General features: G+C 62.0%; 15 protein-coding genes. All 15 read left to right on the top strand.

The genetic code is table 11. The annotated features are described in order from the left end of the window. The first annotated feature begins 108 nt into the window (after nucleotides 1-108). The 15 genes from VGL70_00260 (at nucleotide 109) to VGL70_00190 (ending at nucleotide 19,131) form a co-directional block, all read left to right on the top strand. Complete coding sequence (locus tag VGL70_00260) at nucleotides 109-393, top strand: hypothetical protein (GenBank protein ID HEY3301944.1); 285 nt, start codon at nucleotides 109-111, stop codon at nucleotides 391-393. 149 nt (nucleotides 394-542) lie between these two features. Next, entirely contained in the window at nucleotides 543-1,133 is a 591-nt protein-coding gene (locus VGL70_00255) for a DUF4255 domain-containing protein (GenBank protein HEY3301943.1), read from the top strand. Then, the gene (locus tag VGL70_00250; GenBank protein ID HEY3301942.1) at nucleotides 1,130-2,011 is read left to right on the top strand and encodes a hypothetical protein; all 882 of its coding nucleotides are present in this window, start codon (nucleotides 1,130-1,132) and stop codon (nucleotides 2,009-2,011) included. The genes VGL70_00255 and VGL70_00250 overlap by 4 nt, the downstream gene beginning before the upstream one ends. Nucleotides 2,012-2,030: 19 nt before the next feature. Further along, nucleotides 2,031-4,067, top strand: coding sequence for a phage tail sheath subtilisin-like domain-containing protein (locus VGL70_00245; GenBank protein ID HEY3301941.1), 2,037 nt, complete (start codon nucleotides 2,031-2,033; stop codon nucleotides 4,065-4,067). An 18-nt stretch (nucleotides 4,068-4,085) separates the two neighbouring features. Beyond that, nucleotides 4,086-4,538 carry a phage tail protein gene (locus VGL70_00240; GenBank protein ID HEY3301940.1) on the top strand — a complete coding sequence of 151 codons (453 nt, stop codon included), beginning with the start codon at nucleotides 4,086-4,088 and terminating at the stop codon, nucleotides 4,536-4,538. Nucleotides 4,539-4,568: 30 nt separating this feature from the next. Beyond that, nucleotides 4,569-7,520, top strand: coding sequence for a hypothetical protein (locus VGL70_00235; protein HEY3301939.1), 2,952 nt, complete (start codon nucleotides 4,569-4,571; stop codon nucleotides 7,518-7,520). A gap of 3 nt (nucleotides 7,521-7,523) precedes the next feature. After that, the gene (locus tag VGL70_00230; protein HEY3301938.1) at nucleotides 7,524-7,997 is read left to right on the top strand and encodes a phage tail protein; all 474 of its coding nucleotides are present in this window, start codon (nucleotides 7,524-7,526) and stop codon (nucleotides 7,995-7,997) included. Nucleotides 7,998-8,017: 20 nt separating this feature from the next. Next, nucleotides 8,018-8,824 (top strand): LysM peptidoglycan-binding domain-containing protein, encoded by an 807-nt coding sequence (locus VGL70_00225; protein HEY3301937.1) that lies wholly within the window; start codon nucleotides 8,018-8,020, stop codon nucleotides 8,822-8,824. A gap of 22 nt (nucleotides 8,825-8,846) precedes the next feature. Further along, the gene (locus VGL70_00220) at nucleotides 8,847-9,014 is read left to right on the top strand and encodes a hypothetical protein (protein HEY3301936.1); all 168 of its coding nucleotides are present in this window, start codon (nucleotides 8,847-8,849) and stop codon (nucleotides 9,012-9,014) included. A gap of 6 nt (nucleotides 9,015-9,020) precedes the next feature. Continuing rightward, complete coding sequence (locus VGL70_00215; protein HEY3301935.1) at nucleotides 9,021-10,091, top strand: hypothetical protein; 1,071 nt, start codon at nucleotides 9,021-9,023, stop codon at nucleotides 10,089-10,091. A gap of 12 nt (nucleotides 10,092-10,103) precedes the next feature. Beyond that, nucleotides 10,104-10,817, top strand: a complete 714-nt coding sequence (locus VGL70_00210) for a phage baseplate assembly protein V (protein HEY3301934.1) — start codon at nucleotides 10,104-10,106, stop codon at nucleotides 10,815-10,817. A 4-nt stretch (nucleotides 10,818-10,821) separates the two neighbouring features. After that, entirely contained in the window at nucleotides 10,822-12,915 is a 2,094-nt protein-coding gene (locus tag VGL70_00205; protein ID HEY3301933.1) for a hypothetical protein, read from the top strand. Further along, entirely contained in the window at nucleotides 12,912-13,307 is a 396-nt protein-coding gene (locus tag VGL70_00200) for a GPW/gp25 family protein (protein HEY3301932.1), read from the top strand. Before VGL70_00205 ends, VGL70_00200 begins: the two co-directional genes overlap by 4 nt. Nucleotides 13,308-13,317: 10 nt before the next feature. Continuing rightward, entirely contained in the window at nucleotides 13,318-15,630 is a 2,313-nt protein-coding gene (locus VGL70_00195; protein HEY3301931.1) for a putative baseplate assembly protein, read from the top strand. Between the two features lie 6 nt (nucleotides 15,631-15,636). Further along, nucleotides 15,637-19,131 carry a phage tail protein gene (locus VGL70_00190; protein HEY3301930.1) on the top strand — a complete coding sequence of 1,165 codons (3,495 nt, stop codon included), beginning with the start codon at nucleotides 15,637-15,639 and terminating at the stop codon, nucleotides 19,129-19,131. Nucleotides 19,132-19,149 lie beyond the last annotated feature (18 nt).

Raw genomic sequence — 19,149 nt, 5'->3', positions numbered from 1 at the left:
AACGGCGTCGCGCCAAGCACGGTTGTAAAATCAGGATGATTTTTCAGCCGGACCTCTTGGTCTCTTCTTTGCATTGCGTCGAGCCTTAAATGAAAGAAGGTTTCGTTCTTGGACGATCAACCGTCATCTGGCGGGTATCAGAAGTTGATCGAGGAGGTTTTACGCTACCTCGTCGATCATCCTGACGCGAAAGACACGGTTGACGGGATTCTCGAGTTCTGGCTCCCAAGCGGGGTGAATAGAGGAAAAAGGGAAGTTCAGGAAGTCCTGGATGTTTTAGTATCTGCAAAGGGCTGGTTGACGGAGAGAAAGACCGGATCCTCCGAGACTTTCTACGGTTTGAACAAAAATCATTTGGCAGAGATCAGGAATTTTTTGCAGCAGTCGGATTAGAAGCATCGAAGCGAAACCAAGGCTCCTAGGAGCGGACCGATCCTGGCGCCTATCCCGGCGGCAGGCGAAAGAAGTTTTATCGCTCCGAGAGGAACACACCCTCGGAGCCGTCAGAAACGATAACTGAGCGCAGAGAGGAGACGCCGTTCTTGGCCACTCACCGCGCGATTGCCGCGACTAGTCAAGCCCTATTGGGATTGTTGAGAGACGCTTGTCCGCGGTCCGAATTCCCGAAAGCGGATTTTCAGCTTTATCAGAACGCCGATTTCGAAAAGCCGATGGAAGAAGGCATCTCGCTGTACCTTTACCGGGTGGCTGTCAATGGATCCGTGCGCAACATGCCGCCGCGGCTCGGACCGGATGGTCGCCGCTATCGTCCTTCACTCCCGGTGGACCTCCACTATCTGCTCACTGCCTGGGCAAAAGACCCTGAAGAACAGCAACGGTTGCTTGGCTGGAGCATCCGGGCATTGGAAGACATGCCGATCCTGCCGGCTGGGTTGTTGAACTATAAAATGCCAGAGACTGAGACCTTTCATCCGAACGAAACCGTTGAGTTGATTTGTGAACCACTCTCTTTGCAAGATTGGACGGCCGTCTGGGACAAACTTAAACCGAAAGTTCAAACCTCGATGGCCTATGTCGTCCGGATGATCGCGATTGAATCGACCGTCGAGTTGTCCGATGGGGCTCCAATGCAGACGCGGGTGTTCGATTCAGGCAAGGGGCCGACACCATGATCGATCACGTTCATGTGCTTGAACGCATCAGCTTGGTTGCCCCACTGGGCGTGCGCTTCTGGGATGGAGTGTCGGGTCACGCAGTCAGCGAAGGCCTGACGGTAAGAGCTCACCCGAAGGGCAATCCGGCGCGTTCAATCTTCGGGTTTCCTAATCGCTCCGGCACTTATGTGCTGACGCACGTGCCTGGGTTGTCAGACATCGAGCAGTGTGCAGGAGACAAGGATTTTTGGGAAAACCCGCCACCAAAATTACGGCCTTTTGTCGTTGAGGTGACTGATAATGAGGGCCGCTTTCAGCCGTTCGCCTTCACCGCCAATCTTCCGGTGCGCGGTCTGTTCGCCTGGGAGGAAAGACCCATGGGTTCGCCTCTCGCCCCCGTGGCGCGCGGTGTGCCACTGTTCTCGGCCCCTGCCCGTTCGGCACCGGGTGGGATGGCTGTCATCCGGGCGGACCTGTGGGACCTCCGGGCGGATCAACCCGCGCCTTGGGCTCTGCTCGAAGCGCGTATGGCGGGGCAACCGCCGGTGCGTGGCTTGGCAGACCGGCAGGGACGCGTCGCCCTGATTTTTCCCTATCCCGAACCATTGCATTCCTCGGTGACCTCACCCCCAGGTTCGCCGCCGGGAAGCGAGCGCCGGCCGCTATTCGAACAGACCTGGCCTATCCAATTGCACGCGTTCTATTCGCCAGGGAGACCGAGTCCTCGGATTCCACAATTGGATCATGTGCTTAATCAAGCGCCGGCGACGGTGGTATCTTCCCCGTCGCCGCCGATCCCGTTGACTGAAGTGTCATTGCAGTTCGGCAAAGAACTCATTGTTAAATCGCAATCAAAATCCGCGTTGTTGATTATCCCGGCGGGGTCACCGCCTTAGGAATGCTCAGGAGGAAAATATGCCAGAATATTTAGCGCCCGGAGTTTATGTCGAAGAGACCTCATTTCGCTCGAAATCGATCGAAGGGGTGAGCACCACGACGACCGGCTTCATCGGGCCCTGCCGCTATGGGCCCGTCACCGAGCCGGCGGATGTCATTACCAGCCTCAGCGAGTTCGAGCGCGTCTACGCCGGCGGCGGCAAGCTGGTATTTGCCGGCAGCGGCGATCAACCCACCAATACCGCGGAGAGCGACAACTTCCTGTGGCATGCCGTGCGCGCGTTTTTCACCGAGGGTGGAAAGCGGCTTTACGTCGCGCGTGTGTTTCGTCCGTTGAGAGGGGAATACCCGCCGGACTTTACCAAGCCGCAATCCAGTGGCGTTGGCGGCGATCTTCGGTGGGATGATGGCCATGGGCGAAAAAACTTTGGTTCCGTTGAAATACGCGCTCGCTTCCCCGGTGCGGCGAGCAATCTGATTGTGCAGATCACGGCCAGGGCGGGGCAAAATATTCTCGGCGCGGAACGCATACCGGATGCCGAATTGAGCTTGCTGAGCAGCCCGCCCTCGTCGCCATACCGGCCTAAGCTTGGGGCTTTGTTCGATCGCGACGTAGTCGTGTTGTTCCGGGCGGGCAGTCCTCCCGGAAGCACACAAGGTCAACTTTATTTGGCTCTATACGACCCGACGAAAGAGAAAACACTCGACCGCTGGCGTTTTCAGCCGGCAAACGCCTCGCCGCCTAGCAATACGGTCGACCTGGCCGGCTTGAACCTCAACGTAGATCCCAAGCCCGGGGCAAGCGACGCGATGCACGTGCTCACGCTCACCGTGAGCGTGCTTTCCAGCGACCGCGAGCACGACTTGGGCGCCTGGTCCGACCTGCCTTTCGACCCCCTGCACCAGCGCGCCGGCGTGCCGGATTCGGTGTTTGCCCGCTTCCGCGCGGATCCGGCGACATTGTCGGAAGCCCGATCGCTGCCGCTCGTATTGGGAAAACCGAAGGCGGGCGTGAATGGACTGGCCGTCGTCCAGGAGCTGTTTCGGAATCTCTTGACGCTGACTCCAGATGAGAGCGCTCGCGGGCTCACATTTTCGAACAAGCTGACGCTTGGAACCACCGAAGAGATTCAGCTCAGCGGCGGCAACGACGGCCTGCGTCCCGGCGCCAGCGAATACGAAGGCAAGGACAATCCGGACGAGACCTACAAGACGGGTCTCAAGCAATTCGAGGACGTCGAAGACATTTCGATCGTGGCTGCCCCGGGGTGCACGGCGGACTACGACAAGTTTCGCGATGACGCGAATAGCATTCTCGGGCTGCTCATCAACCACGCCGAGCGGATGCGTTACCGCATCGCGGTGCTGGACAGCCCGTCGGGCATGAGCGTCGGCGACGTGCGCCGGGTGCGCGCAAAACTCGATTCCAAACATGCCGCGTTCTACTACCCGTGGGTAACGATTCTCGATCCGATCACGCGCGAAGAACTCAATCTTCCGCCGAGCGGATTCGTTTCGGGCATCTACGCGCGCAACGACATCAATCGCGCCGTCTACAAAGCTCCGGCCAACGAAGTCGTCAGCCTGGCCATCGGCTTCGAGCAGCTTCTCAACAAAGCCCAGCAGGAAGTTCTCAATCCCGAAGGCATCAACTGCTTCCGCTTCTTCGAAGGGCGGGGTTTCCGGCTCTGGGGCGCGCGCACGATCAGCTCGGACCCCGAATGGAAATACGTCAACCTGCGCCGTTATTTTGCCTATCTCGAGCGCTCGATCGACAAGGGCACGCAATGGGCGGTGTTCGAGCCCAACGGCGAGGCGCTGTGGGCGAATGTCCGGCGAACGATCGAAGATTTCCTGTTGAACGAGTGGGTGAGCGGCGCGCTGTTGGGAGAGAAGCCCGAGAAGGCTTATTTCGTAAAGTGCGACCGATCGACGATGACGCAGAACGATCTGGACAACGGTCGGCTGGTCTGCTTGATCGGGGTCGCGCCGCTGCGGCCGGCGGAGTTTGTGATCTTCCGTATCGGCCAATGGACGGCGGACCGCAAAGTTTAGGCGCGAAAGGAGAATCGTATGGCTGAGCTACGTGACCGTCCCTACGTGCAGTTCAATTTTCTCGTAGACCTCGGGACCGGCAACACCGACGGCCCGGAAGCGGGTTTCCAGGAGTGCAGCAACATTGGCATGGAGGTGACCGTGGCCGAGTACCGTACTGGCAACTCGAAGGAGAACAGCGTCCGCAAGGTTACTGGGCTGAACAAGGCTACGGACGTCACCTTGAAGCGCGGGGTGATTGGCTCCCTCAATCTGTACCAGTGGCTTAACGACATCCGCAACGGTAATCAGAACGCCGAGCGCACCGTCACGGTCCATTTGCAGAACGAGGACCATACCAAGATCGTGCAAACCTGGAAACTGTTGCGGTCTCGCATCATCAAGCATGTTAGCGGCCCGCTGAACGCCAAGGGCACCGATGTGGCAATGGAAGAGTTGACGCTCGCCTACGAGCGCCTGGAGATGGAATAGACGGTGTTGGGGGAACACGCTGCACGTCGATTGCCCGGCTTTCGTTTCGAGACCTCGGTGCCGCTGCTGGCGGAAGCGCTGCCACGCATGGACATCGCGGTGTTTGTCGGGTTCGCGGCGTCAGGACCGCTGCATACGCCGGTCGTGATCGAAGGGCCTGATCACTTTGCGGAGGTCTTCGGCGCGGACGCGCCGCTTGCATGGGACAGCCAGCGCTGCCGGCAGGTCTACGCGCATCTGGGGCCCGCAGTCAGAAGTTTTTTTCGCAACGGCGGCCGTCGCTGCTGGGCGATTCGCGTCGCGTCGGATGCCGCGGCCTACAATTATTTTCCGATCCCCGGCCTAGCCATGGCCGTGTTCGATGGCGATGGGCAATTGGCGCTCGTCGGTCCCGCGCTCGCCCGCGCGCGCTCCGAAGGGAGCTGGTCGGATTCGCTGAGAACCAGCTCGGCGCTTCTTACTCAACCGATCGAGGTGATCTCGATGGTCCGGGCGCCGGTAGAGCTGGGCGGCGTTGTGAAAGACTCGCTGGTGATCGAGCTTCGCGCCGCGGCGGGCGACGTTGTCGAGGGAGATCTGCTACGGCTCAGCTTTAAAGACGCCACCGCTGCGGTCATCGTCGTGGAGTCGGTGTCGGAAGCGCTCGACAGTCCGCCGTCCGATCGCGGTCATCTGCGGATAGCGGGTGCTCGAGAACTTTGGTTGCAGCCGCTGCCGCGCCAGAGCGATTCCCCGGAAACGGCAGCGTCTGCGCGAGTCTACAATCGAGTTATCGTCCAACCAACGGGCGGCGATGAGACCTTGCCCGGATTCGAGAGCGAGAATATCGAGGCCCGGATCGACTGGCCCGACGATTCCCGCGACAAGCTGGAAATCTCGCTGCTCGATTCTACAGAGAACGTTCCGGCGCCAGGCTCGCTCATTCAATTAAGCGCCGGCAAGCGGACCGTGTTGATGCGAGTCGCCGACTCGGGCTCGGAGAATATCTCCGGTTTGCGCCGAGCTGCCCGCCTGCGCGGAGACGGTCTGCTTGTGTCGGGGGAAAAACGGGCGCTACCGGCCGAACTCCCGATCGCAGAAAAACTCAGCTTCGAGATGTGGGTCCGGGGCGGCAACGACGAGGCGACGCGCATGACCGAGCTCGGCTTCAACGCGCGGCATCCCCGTTTCTGGGGCGATCTGTCGTCCGACCGCCAATTTTATAGTCTTCAAACTTACGGCCAGCAAGGCGAAGCATTCGAACCCGGACGTGTCGCGCTCGCTTTCGACAAGCAGCGGCCGGATCTGGGGCGGGAGAGCAGGGTGTCAAACTTCCCGCTTGCCGGAGCAGGACCAAGAACGGCCATTTATTTCCCCGTCAACATGTCGGCGTTGCCCCTGCAATACCTCGGGCGCTTGCGAACGGAAGAACTGCCGCCGGAGCGCGACGGGCTCGGCGACTTCAACGCAGGTCTGTTCCTCGATCCCGAGCTGGTCGAGACGGGCACGACCAGTTTCAGCGAGCAAGCTGACTTCTTGCGTTACCTGAGCCCGCAACCCCGACATTTGCGCGGCGTTCACGCCGCCTTCGGCATCGAAGAGGCGACGATCATCGCGGTGCCTGACGCGATCCATCGCGGCTGGAGCCGGGCGAAGCCGTTGCCCGAGCCCGTGCCTGAGCCTTCGAAGCCGATCGAGCGGCCCGAGTGGTGGCACTTCCGCGACTGCAAATCCGAAGAGAAGGTTCCGCTGGCCACCGCTCCAGAGCGCGGCCATTTTCTCGACTGCGACGCCGACGCGCCTCCCCCGCCGTCCCTCCGGCCACCGCAGGCGCCCGACCCGGGCGGCAGTTTCACGCTCAGCTGGTCTTCGTCATCACCGCCGTCTGAATCCAGATTCATCCTCGAACAGTCCTCGCGTCCGAATTTCAGCGACGCTGCCGTGATCTACGAGGGCGGCGAAGAGAGCTTCGTCATCTTAGGCCGAGCGCCTGGCGAGTATTACTACCGGATTCGAGTCGAGCGGGTTCGCAAGACCAGCGATTGGTCGAACGGCGTCGGGGTTCGTGTGTCCGCGCTTGGCGGCTACCAACTGACGGCGGTCAAGGATTATTCGAGTCGGTCACTGCTGGCGGTGCAGCGCGCGCTCCTGCGCATGTGCGCGGCGCGCGGGGATCTCTTTGCCGTGCTGTCGCTTCCCGAACATTATCGGGAAGACGATGCCGAGTCCTACGTGAAGACGCTCAAGTCTCCCGCGGGCGCAAAGATCGATGTCGATGGGCGCTTCAGATTCGAGTTCCAAGGCAAGGGTTACTCGCGAAATGTGCCCGCACCCAGCCGGCCGCTGGGTGGGGGAGAAGCGGCCGTTTTCAGCCACGGCGCGATTTACCACCCCTGGTTGATCGGCGGCGAACAGCGGAATCGCTTCAGCGCGTGCCCGCCCGATGGAGATGCCACCGGTGTCATCGCCGCGCGCTCTCTCGGCCGCGGCGCGTGGATCGCTCCGGCCAACGAAGCGCTGCGCGGCCCGGTTGCGCTGACGCCGGCGATCGGAAGCGATCGATGGCTCGATCTGCAGGAGGCGCGCATCAACATCGTCCGGCAAGACGCGCGCGGCTTTATGGCCATGAGCGCGGACACGCTTTCCGAAGACGATGATCTGAGACCGATCAACGTGCGGCGCCTGCTCAGCCTGCTGCGGCGGTTGGCGCTGAGGCTGGGCACGCGCTACGTGTTCGAACCGAACGATGATTCGTTTCGCAGAATGGTGCAGCGCGGCTTCGAAGCGATGCTCGGCGAGATGTTCGCGCGCGGGGCCTTTGCCGGGGCGACTCCGCAGACTTCATTTCAGGTGGTGACCGGCGATCCGCCGAATACGCTTCAAAGCGTGGATCAGGGACGGTTCATCGTCGAGCTTCGGGTGGCGCCGTCGTTGCCGATGACTTTCATGGCGATCCGTTTGGTGCATACCGGCGATCGCAGTTTTGTGGTGGAAACGCGCTAAAAAATGGCTAACCCTGCGAACGAGACCGTCGTGTACCCGTTCACCGCGTTCAATTTCGCGGTCGAGATCAGCGTGCCCGGCGTTTCCGAGAAAGTTTGCAGCGCGTCGTTCTCCGATTGCGACGGGTTAGAAATGACCATGGACGTGAAAACGATTCGCGAGGGGGGCAACAACGGCAAACAGATTCGACTGACCGGTCCGATGAACTACGGCCAGCTAACGTTGAAGCGGGGGATGACCGCGACGTTCGATCTCTGGAATTGGTGTTCGACGATGCTGACCGACCGGTCGCTGCGCGCCGACGCGGAAGTCGTGTTGTTCGCGCCCGACGGAAAGACGGAGCGCGCGCGTTTCGTGCTGGCCCGTTGCGTTCCGGTCAAGCTCAAGGCGCCGGCCATGAGCGCGAAAGACGGCGCCATTGCGATCGAAGAAATGCAGCTGGCCTACGAGTCCCTCACATTGAAAGGGTCGAGCTAGCGGCCAGCGGCCACCGAGGTATGGAACTCAAACTTGAAAAGGCTCAGTTGTGGGAGCTGAAAGACGACTTCAGCACCGAGAAGAGCGGCGGCAAAAAAGTGACCGTGCAGTTCAATCCCGAGTCGTTGAAGGTGAGCTTCGCCAACCAGATCCAGCAGTCTTCGGGCGCGGGAGACCAGAGCGGCTCGCCGGCAAGGCAATTCGTAGGCGCGGGGACTACCAAGCTCTCTCTTCAACTGTGGTTCGATGTCACGGCGCCGATTCCCGACGGCGCCACGCCTAAAGGCGAGACGAGCGTGACCGACGTTCGAATGCTGACGCAGGAGGTCGCGTTCTTCATCACGCCGAAAGAGGAGGGCAAAAAGTTCAAGCCCCCGGCTGCGCGATTTTTATGGGGCTCGTTTCAGTTCGACGGCGTCATGGAGTCGCTCGAAGAGTCACTCGAGTTCTTCTCGCCCGAGGGCAAACCGTTGCGCGCGAGCATGTCAATCAACCTGACGCAGCAGAAGATCAGCAAGTTTACGTTTCGCGACACGGGCGCGCAGCCCGGCGCCGGGGTGACTCCACCGGCCGGCACGACGCCGCTGACCCAGGCGCCCGCAGGATCGACTTTGCAGGCGCTGGCCGACAGCCAGGGCAAGGGCGACAACTGGCAAGCGATCGCGGCGGCCAACGGTATCGAAAATCCGCGCATGCTGCAGCCCGGTCAGTTGATAGATATGAGCGCCAGCTTGCCCGCAGCGACCGCCGGTGTTGCGGCGGGCGCAAGCGTTTCGGCGCCGCGCGCGAGCCTGGGCATACAAGCAGGAGCGAGTCTGAACCGGTGAGGCCGAAACGGGAGGGTTGAATATGGCAGTCGTGATCAACGAGCTTGAAGTCGTTCCCGCAGCGCCGGCGGCGAGCGCGGGAGCCGCGCCTTCCACGTCCGAAGCTTCCGCGTCGCCCCCTGACCCGCGCGAGATCGAGCGCGCGGTCGCGCGACAGATGGAACGCTGCGCCCGAGTGCGCGCGCATTGATAAGTTATGCCGGGAACAGTAGACGGCGGATTTCAATCTTCGCGCCCGACGATCGTCGTCGGCGGGCAGGAGAAACCCGAACTGGGCGGAGGCCTGCTGCGGTTGTTGATCGTCGAAAATACCGGCGGGCTTTATCGCTGTGAGGCGGCCTTCGGAAACCTCGGCGCCAGGGACGGCGCTTCGAACTTTCTCTACTTCGATCGCCGGACCTTGGACTTCGGCCAGGCGTTTCAGATCAAGCTCGGCGACGACGCGATATTCGACGGCAAAATCACCGCGCTCGAAGCGACCTTTCCCGAAGGGCAAGCGCCCGAAATCACCGCGCTGGCGGAGGACCGCTTTCAGGATCTGCGGATGGCCCGGCGCACGCGCGCATTTTCAAACGTCAGCGACCGGGACCTCTTCAGCCAGATCGCCGGCGAGCATGGCTTAAGCGCGAGCATCGATATCGCCGGGCCGAGCTACAAGGTGTTGGCCCAGGTCAATCAGAGCGACCTGGCCTTTCTTCGCGAGCGCGCCCGCTCGATCGACGTCGAGTTGTGGATGGATAACAACGCTATGAACGTAAAGCCCCGCACCCGCCGTTCGCAGGGCGCGTTCGAGATGAGCTATGGCAACAAGCTGCGTGAGTTCTCGGTGATCGCCGACACCGCCGGCCAGCGCACGAGCGTGACGGTCGGCGGGTGGGACGTTGCCGCCAAACAACAGTTGAAATTCGAAGCGACCGACTCGGTGGTCAGCGGCGAACTCAACGGCGATGCCAGCGGCGCGAGCATTCTTCGGTCGGCTTTCGGCCAAAGGAAGGAATCGCTGGTTCACACGGTCCCGCTGACGAGTCAGGAGGTCCAGGCCGAGGCGGAAGCCTACTTCAAAATGAGCGCGCGGCGGTTCGTCGTCGGCCGCGGAGTCGCCGAAACCAGTAGCAAGCTGCGCGTCGGCGCGTACGTCGATTTAAAAGCACTAGGCCCGCTGTTCAGCGGAAAGTATTACTTGTCGGAGGTCAAGCACGTCTTCGACGGGGCGAAAGGAATCCGGACCGAATTTACCGCTGAGAGGCCGGGCCTCGGCAGGGCGTAAGGAAGTCGCGTGCTGGAAACGGTCCATATCGAAACCATCGTCGATTCGAGAGTGCCCGCCGGGCTCGGCGGGCGCTGGTACGGTGTTTACCCGGCGCTCGTCAGCGACGTCAACGACCCTGACGGGCAGGGGCGGGTCAAGGTGACGTTGCCGTGGTCGCCCGACACCGGCGGCGGGCGCTACGAGGCTTGGGCGCGGATGGCGACGCTGATGGGAGGAAACAATCGCGGGAGCTGGTTCATTCCCGACATCGGCGATGAGGTACTGGTCATGTTCGAGAGCGGCGACGCGCGCCGGCCATACGTCCTCGGCGGGCTTTGGAATGGGACCGATTCCCCGCCGGAATCGATGGATGGCGCGGGCAAGAATTACAAAAAAGTGATCCGCTCGCGCAATGGAGTGAAGGTAACGCTCGACGACACCGACGGCCAGGAAAAGCTGATCCTCGAGACTCCCGGGGGTCAGAAGATGACGATGAAAGACGGGCCCGGCTCTGTAGAGATCGTCGACAGCAACGGCAATTCCGTGAAACTCGAAACCAGCGGCATCACCGTCAATGCCTCGGCCAAGGTCACCATCAACGCGAGTCAGGTGGCCATATCCGCGGGGATGGTCACCGTCGATGCCGGCATGTCGAAGTTCAGCGGCGTCGTGCAGGCCGACACCGTAATCAGCAACAGCGTAATCAGCGCCTCTTACACGCCCGGCGCGGGAAACATCTGGTGACGCGATGATCGAGCACCCGGTTCAATGGGCGGCCCCGTCTCCTCTGTGGCTCGAGGCCACGGCGTTCGAGGGGTTCGCCGCGCAAGGCAAGATGCGCGAGCCGGCTATTCTGCGCTTTGCCGCGGATTCTTTTATGGAAGATTTCTTGAAGATCGTGGAGACCGATTCCGACAAGCTGCGGGATCTGGTCGCGATCAAAGAAACGTGGCGCGGTCCGTTGGAGACACGCGAGGCAACCGGATTGCTGTCTCTTACCGAGCCGCGATCGAGTTTCGCGCGCAAGCTCGATCGCGTCAGGCGGGCGGCGGAACGCGCGCGCAACCGATCGTCCTTGCTTGGCGCTGTGTCCAATGGCGAGACGCGAAGAGCCGCGCCGCTCAAGCTCTATCAACCTGCGCATCAGCGCTACTATCTCGTCAGCGCCTGTTTGGTTTGCGGCGTCGTCGGTTTCCCCGATCGAGCGTTGGACGCCGGAAAGAACGAGAAAGTGAACTTCGTGATCCGGCGATTGCTTCCATCGGAGCTGCCGGACCCGCGTACGGACCTTCCGGATGTCGATCCCAGCGCGTGGGACGAGTACGCCATGGTCGGGTCCCCTGCGGGCGCCGGCTGGCAAAAGCTCGAAAAGGTCCCGGGCGCGGCTCCAGCCGTCGTGCTGCCGGGCGAGGAGCGGCTGCCGCTTTTCCCGGTGAGCTTCACCGAGGACGACGAACGGAAGAGAAGATTGTTTGCCGGGCTGGTGCCGGTCGGCAGGCGAGAAGGCTACATGGGAGCGCCGCGGCGTCCGGCGGGCGACCCGCAGTCCGCTGGCCCATCCAGCGATGCGGCGAAAAAAAATGACCCGAGAATGTCACTGGTCTGGACGCAGGTCACCGAACCTTGGAAGCGGCTGATCGAGCGCGCCGCCGCCGCGCGGCAAATGCAGAGCCCGCCCGCCTCGGCCGAGTTTCCTTCCAAAGATGAGCCGCTGCCGCCCGACGCTAAACGGACATCGCTCAAGGCGGCGCGCGAGCAGATCCAAACCGTCTCGTGGTACATCATTCTGGATTTCGCCAAGCTCCTCAAAGAACACCTTCCAGAAATCGTTCAAGCGCTTGCGGGACGCGCCTCTCCGCGTCCTGAGCAGCTGCCGCTGATCGATGCCTTGAACCGTGCCCGGCTCGGGACGAACTTGATTTCGGATTTGAGAATAGGCACTCCTTATCAAAACCCCGCGACGATTCCGCAGTCGCTGGCAGAGGCGCTGTTGCGGATGCTCGGCGGGTCATCGCTCGATGAATCTTCCGCCGCCGCGCTCGAAGACAAGCTCGATAAGGTAACCGCCCCTTATAACCGTTCGGCGTCAAACGCGGCGAGCGTCTGGGCCCCTTTTCTATTTCCGCTCGCGGATGTGGGCGCGCCCACAGACACGTCGTTCGTCGGGCCGTTTCCGCCGCCCGCGCCCGGCCCGGAGGATCCGGACCCGCTCAAGGCCGCCTTGGGACGCATCGATCATCTTTCCGACCTGATTCAAGCTGCGTTGCCTCCTCTGCCTGATCAACCGATGCCTGCGCCGGCGATTGGGGCGGAGACTCCGCTCGACCTGCGTGAGGGATGGTTCGTCATGCGCTGCGTCTTCGAGCGGCCCAACTGCGGACCCTTGGAGCCCGGCATCGTCAGCGCGCCCACGCGGCCGTTTCAAATGGCGGGCTTTTTCGATCCGGATGCGCCCGCTCGCCCGATCCGAATCGCGCTGCCGGTTGATACTTCGCCGGCGGGTTTGAGGAAGTTCGACAAGAAAGCGGCCTTCCTGATCTCGGACATGCTCTGCGGCCAGATCGATCGCGTGAAAGGCCTGACGCTGGGGGACCTGGTGCGTTCCGTGCTTCCGTGGCCGCTGCATAAAGATCTGTCGGTTCCGGACAAAGGTCCGTGCAAGGACCCGAAAGATGCAAGCCTCCAGGTCGGGATGATCTGCTCGCTGTCGATTCCGATCATCACGATATGCGCGCTGATCCTCCTGCTGATCATCGTGAACCTGCTGGACATCATCTTTCGCTGGATCCCTTATTTCATTATGTGTTTTCCGCTGCCGGGATTTAAGGCGAAGAAGTCATGATCGATCAAGGTCGTTTGTTCGGAAGAGGGATAAGCTTTCCGCCGCGTGTAGGCGCCGACGGCCGCGTGGCTTGGTCGGAAGGCGAGCAGAACGTGCGCGAGACGATTCGAGTCATTCTGATGACCGAGCGCCGCGAGCGGCTGCGCTTGCCGGATTTCGGCGGAAGCTTATCCAGGTTCTTATTTGAGCCGAATACGGTGACGACGCGCCACCTGATCGCGGACCAGATGCAGAAGTCGCTCGAGCAGTGGGAGCCCCGCATACGCGTCGAGTCCGTGAGCGTCGAGCCCGACGCGGCCGATCCCCAGTCCGCGGTCGCTACGATCACCTACAAGCTGGTGGCGACCGGCGAGCGACAGCGCGTCGGTTTGAATGTCGCGCTCGCAGGCTAAAAGGTGCTGAATGCCGGTCACGGTTCCGACTCTGGATGATCGCAGATACCAGGAGCTTCTGGATGAAGCGCTCGCGCGGATACCGGTCCACACGCCGGAATGGACCAACTTTAACAAGAGCGATCCGGGCGTCACTCTGATCGAAGTCTTCGCGTTCCTGACGGAGAACCTGCTGTATCGCAGCAATCAGATCCCCGAGCGTAATCGCCGGAAGTTTCTTCAACTGCTCGGCATCGGGCTGCAGCCGGCGTCGAGCGCCAGAGGTCTCGTCACCTTCGTCAACGAGCGCGGCCCGCTCGAGACCGTGACCCTCAGCCGGGACCTCGAAGTGCGAGCGGGCCAGGTCCCGTTTCGGACGCTGCAAGGGCTCGATGTCCTGCCGATCGAAGCGAAGCTTTTCTACAAGCGCGAGCTGGAGCAGCCGTCCGGCGAGCTGCGCGACTATTACAAGCAGCTCTATGCGTCGTTCCTGAAGCCGCAATTGTCCGCGACCGCGCAGCTTTACGAGACGGCGACGTTCCCGCTCGCGGGAGGGGCGGCGCTCGACCTCGGGCGCCAAAGCATCGACGGCTCGCTTTGGATCGCGTTGCTCGCGCGTGAAAGCGACAAGCCCGCCGCGAACACGGAAGAGGAGCGCGAGAAGCTTCGAGAGCGGGTGCGCGCGGCGATCGGGGGAAAGACGCTGACGCTCGGCGTCGTTCCGGCGCTCGACGATGCCGCCCGCGTATTAAAGCCCGCGGGGCGCGCCAATCCCGAAGGCGACCCGCTGTTGAAGTACGAGATGCCCATCGGCGAAACGCTTTCGAGCTTAGAGAGCGAGCGCGTGCCGCGCTATCGGCCGCTCGACGCCGTCGCAAGCGGCAACCTGCTGGCCGAGCCCGGCACGGCTCAAATCACGCTGCCGCCGGCGGGCGAGCTTAAGCTGTGGGACAATCTCGATCCCCTGGAATCAGGCGTGATGAATTTCCCCCCCGCGATCGACGACTCAAACCTAAGCGACCGATTGATCACGTGGCTGCGGGTTCAAGCGTCGGCGGCCGCTCAGGTGAATCTCCTGTGGGCGGGGATCAACTCGGTCTTTGTCTCCCAGCGCGCGCATGTAGCGAATGAATTGTTGCCCGCTGGGACCGGCGCGCCTGATCAATCGGCCGTGCTTTCGAAGATACCGGTCATACCCAGATCGATCAGGGTCTTCGTCACATTGCCGGCTGCCGCGGGAAGCAAGCCCGACACGGAGGAATGGTCGGGGGTCGAGGACCTCCTGAGTGCAGGTCCGGAGGTGCCGGTGCCGGATTTGCGCAACCCGCCCGGCCGATACGCCGCGGCCAAAGAGTCGGTGAAGGTTTTCACGGTGAACGCGGAATCGGGCGAGATCAAGTTCGGCGACGGGCAGCATGGCGCAAGACCTCCGCGCGGCGCGAAGATCAGCGTGGACTACGACTACGCCGTGGGGCGCGCCGGCAACGTCAACGCAGGTTCGATCAATAGCAGTCCGGTTCTGCCCGCGGGCTTCAAGGTGGCCAATCCGGTTTCGACCTGGGGCGGCGCTGAAGCGGAAACCGTAACGGAAGGTGAAAAGCAGATCGCGCGCACCCTCAAGCATCGCGATCGTCTGGTGAGCGCCGCCGACTTTAAAACGATCACACGCCGAACGCCCGGCGTTGAGATCGGACGAGTCGACGTTTTGCCGGCGTTCAGCCCCGAGCTCGGCTCGAGCGCGGCGGGCGACGCGCCGGGCGCGGTTACGTTGATGATCGTTCCCAAATACGACCCGGCACAGCCCGACGCGCCGATGCCGAATCGGAATTTCCTGGACGCCGTTTGCGCCTATCTCGATTCCCGCAGGCTGGTGACGACGGAGGTGTTCTTGCGCGGACCGGACTACAAGCAGGTCTGGATATCCGTCGGAATCAACGTCGAGTCGGGTCGAAGCACGGCGGAGGTGCGTGAGGCGGTGAAGAGCAGACTTCTCAAATTCCTGTCGCCGCTCGAGGGCGGTCCGGAATCACCGGCGGATCAGTCGGGCGAAGTCGATCGAGGATGGCCGCTGGGCAAGCCGGTCGTGAAACTCGAGTTGATGGCAAAGGCGAGCGCAGTGCCCGGAGTGTCATTCGTCAATGAAGTATTGCTGGCTGAAGGTCTGGAAGGGGCGAAGGACTATATGGACATCAAGGGTCTCCAGCTTCCGCGAGTAGCCGGAATCTCGGTCGGTATCGGCGCACCGTCTTCGCTCGATGAGTTGCGCGGCAGGTCTGGCGGCGGAAAGACGCCGGGCGCTCCGACGCTGGTTCCCGTGCCGGTCATCCCGGAGGAGTGCAAGTAGGTAGAGATGGATGCGAATGGGACAAAATTTCACCTGCTGTTGGGCAGGGGCGACTGGAGCAGCGCGAAGCCCGGCGCGGGCGAATGGGCGCGTCAAACTTCGCGACCGCTGCGGTCACTCGCTCAGATTTGGGAGTCGCGGGCCAAAGACGCCCAAATGCGAGAGCAACCGGACGAAGACGCCGATGTCGCGGGGTTGCGTTGGGACTCCGAGCGCGACGAGCTGACGCTCGCGACGCGGTTGTTTCAGTTTGCACCTGCTCCCAAAGACAGACCTCCCGAATTAAGCGATCGACGAGGCTCAGACCGCGACCGCTACGGCAACTGGTACTGGATCGCAGAGAGCGAAGAGGAGATTCTGGTCAATTCGGCGGGAACCGGAACGACTTCGCATTTTTGGTCGGCCGTCGATTGCGCGCCGTCCGAATCGGAGTTCGAGTTCGGGGCGTTCAGTCCCGCAGAACCTGCGCCGAAGCTATCGGCCTTGCGGTTTAGAGGGCTTGCGGTCACCGAAGATCACTATCTGGTCGCCGGAGTCCTGAAACCTTCCGGGCTGTTGATCTTCGACCTGCATGCTGGCGGGGGACCGCTCCAGATGTTGTGGCCGGAAGAGGTCGGATTCACGCCGTTTGATTTTGCGGCCCGGCCGGGCGGCGGAGTTTGGTTACTCGACCGCGATCCGAACAACCCCGCGAAGACGCCCCGGTACTGGGCGCTCGACAGGCGTTTCAACGTTGAAATGGGTAACGCGTCGGCCGAAGCCCTCGCTGAAATGGAGCGCGACCTGTTTCAGCCTTTGACGGGCGGTGAGCCGCGGAAAGCGCCGCGCCAAGTTTCCGCGCAGGGCGTCACGCTCGAAGCCGCCTCCCCGCTCGCCGCCCTCGACGCGATCGCCATCGAGGCGCTGCCCGATGGGACGGTGTTGATCCTCGACCGCAATGGGAGCAACGGATTCTCTTCGATCTATCACTTCGATTTTACCACGCAACTGAGCGGTCCGGTCTCGACCGAGGCAATGTGTGATTTGATCGAAAAAGAGGATTCGTCAGAGGCAAGTTTCGTAGTAACCAAAAAAACTTTAGCGGCTTTGACGGCCAATAGCGTTCCTCATGACGTCGTGCAAGGCCTGAAAAGTATACAAGGGCGGAAGGTTGCCGGAGGGAAAAAATTCTTAGAACTTGTTAGGACAACGATCGGCGATGAAGCAACCGCTACCTTCGAATCATTGTTTTTGCAACATGCCCGGTGGAAGTTCACGCTGATCGGCCACGACTTCGCCTTCGTGTCGAAGCAACCATCGCGGGATGGCGAGCTCTTCGGCGCTCTGTACGTAGTCGAAGAGCAGGGCAATCAGACCTTCGCGTTCAACGTTTCGCGGGAAGGCGGTCAGCTCAAGCTTGATCCGCGGCCTGCTTACTTTCCTATGCGGTTGTTTGGAGGCAAAGGTTTGGTCGCAGCGGGTGACCAGGCCTATTACGATTTCGACGATCGGTGGATTCCGCTGGTCGAGCAACCGCGGCCGCGGTACCAACTCAACGCGACGCTCGAGACGAGAAAGCTCGACGGCGGGGAACCGGATTGCCGGTGGCATCGCCTGATGTTGGACGCCTGCATCCCGCCTGAGACGGGTGTCGAAGTTTGGAGCCGCGCGGCCAACGAGAAGAGGGAGGTCGCGTTCGCCGAATGGCGCCCCGAGCCGAGGCCGTACCGGCGCGGCGACGGCTCCGAGCAACCCTTTGCTCCAAAGGGCGGCCCGTCGGCCGGCGCTTCGACGGCGGATTACGCGACCTGGGAGTTGCTTTTGCAGCATGCGCGCGGCCGGTTCATCCAAGTCAAGCTGAGGCTCAGCGGCAATGGAAGGACGACGCCGCGACTGCGCGCCATGCGGATCTACTATCCGCGCTTCTCTTATCTCGCGCACTATCTGCCGGCGGTCTATCGCGAGGAGGGGCAGTCGGCTTCTTTCCTGGATCGTTTTCTCGCCAACATCGAAGGGTTCTATACCGCGATCGAAGACAAGATCGCAGCGGCGGAAACGCTGTTCGACGTTCGCAGCGTTCCGCGCGAATACCTGGAATGGCTCGCGGGTTGGTTCGGAGTCACGCTCGATCCGTCGTGGGACGACGCCAAGCGTCGTTTGTTTATCCGTCACGCGGTGGATTTTTTCCAGTACCGGGGCACGATCCACGGTTTGAAAGCCGCTTTGAGATTGGCGCTCGAACGGTGCGCCGACGAAAGCGTCTTCGACGTTCAGCGGACCTTCAATCGGCGGCACGACACGATTCGCATCGTCGAGAATTACCGCGCGCGCCGCACCCCCGGCATCGCGCTCGGCGATTCGACGATGATGGAGGCGAGCGCGGGCCTCGGTCTCGCGCAGGTCAGCCGGAGCGCCGGATGGCGGCCGCAAAACGGCAGGTCCGATTTATATCGCCGCTACGCCGAGTTCTTGCGCGCGCGTTTTTCGGCGGACGGCCTTCCGTCGGTCGTTGCGTTTTCGCTGCGCCATCCCGTTTGGCAGCAGCTCACCGGGTCGAGCTCTGCGGCGCAAACTCCGGTCGCGGAGTCGAACGATGCCGTGTTGTGGCGGGCCTTCTTGAAAAAGCGCTACCCGACGATCGCGGAGGTCAACGAAGCGCACGCGACAAAATTTACCGATTTTGCCGCGGTGACACCGGCGGAAAGCCTCCCTCCCGCGAGCGCCGCACTGGCGGACTGGAACGCGTTTGTCGCCGAGAAGAGCGCCGCTTGGCGCGACTTTGCAACGCAAGAGCTGGGCTTCGTCCCGCAGTCGCTCGGTGGGGAGCGAAGTCTCTGGCGCGATTTTCTGGCCGGCCGTTACGGCGACATCGCGCGGGTCGAGCTTGAAAATGCGCCGCTGCCGTACGATGCACCCACGCAAGGGGCGCCGCGCGAAGACTGGGACGAATTCCGGCGCGCGACCGCCGGCACGTCCGCGTCGGTGATGCGCGCACGCTGGCAGGATTTTCTTGCGCGCCGCTACCGAACGGTTGGCGCGCTGAACGACGCTTACGGCACCCATTGGACCGGGTTTGACGACATCTCGCTGTTCGACGAGTTGCCGTTGCACGAGGCTGCGGTTGCCGATTGGTACCGGTTCGAGAGCGTCGTGGTACGGATGCAAGCCGCCGCCCACCGCTTCACCGTGTTGCTGCCCGTCCCGAAGCGGCGCGATCAGGCCGAATTCAACCGGCAGCGGGAGCTTGCGACCCGAATCGTGAACTGGGAGAAGCCCGCGCACACCGTGTTCGATGTGAAGTTCTATTGGGCGATGTTTCGAGTGGGCGCGGCGAGACTCGGCTACGACACGCTGCTGGATGTCGGCAGCCGCGCGCCCGAGCTGATGATCCCGATGGTCCTGGATCAGGGCTACCTCGCGGAAAGCTATCTGGCGGACGATCGAGACCTTGCTCGGAGACAGATTCTCGGGCGCGGGCGACTTCGACAGCCGAAGCAGGTCGAGGCGGCTGCGGAGAGTTGAGCGCGAAGAGCGGGGCCG

The sequence above is a fragment of the Candidatus Binatia bacterium genome (assembly GCA_036504975.1).
GTDB lineage: Bacteria > Desulfobacterota > Binatia > UBA9968 > UBA9968 > JAJPJQ01.
This window is presented reverse-complemented; position numbering and strand designations above follow the sequence as displayed.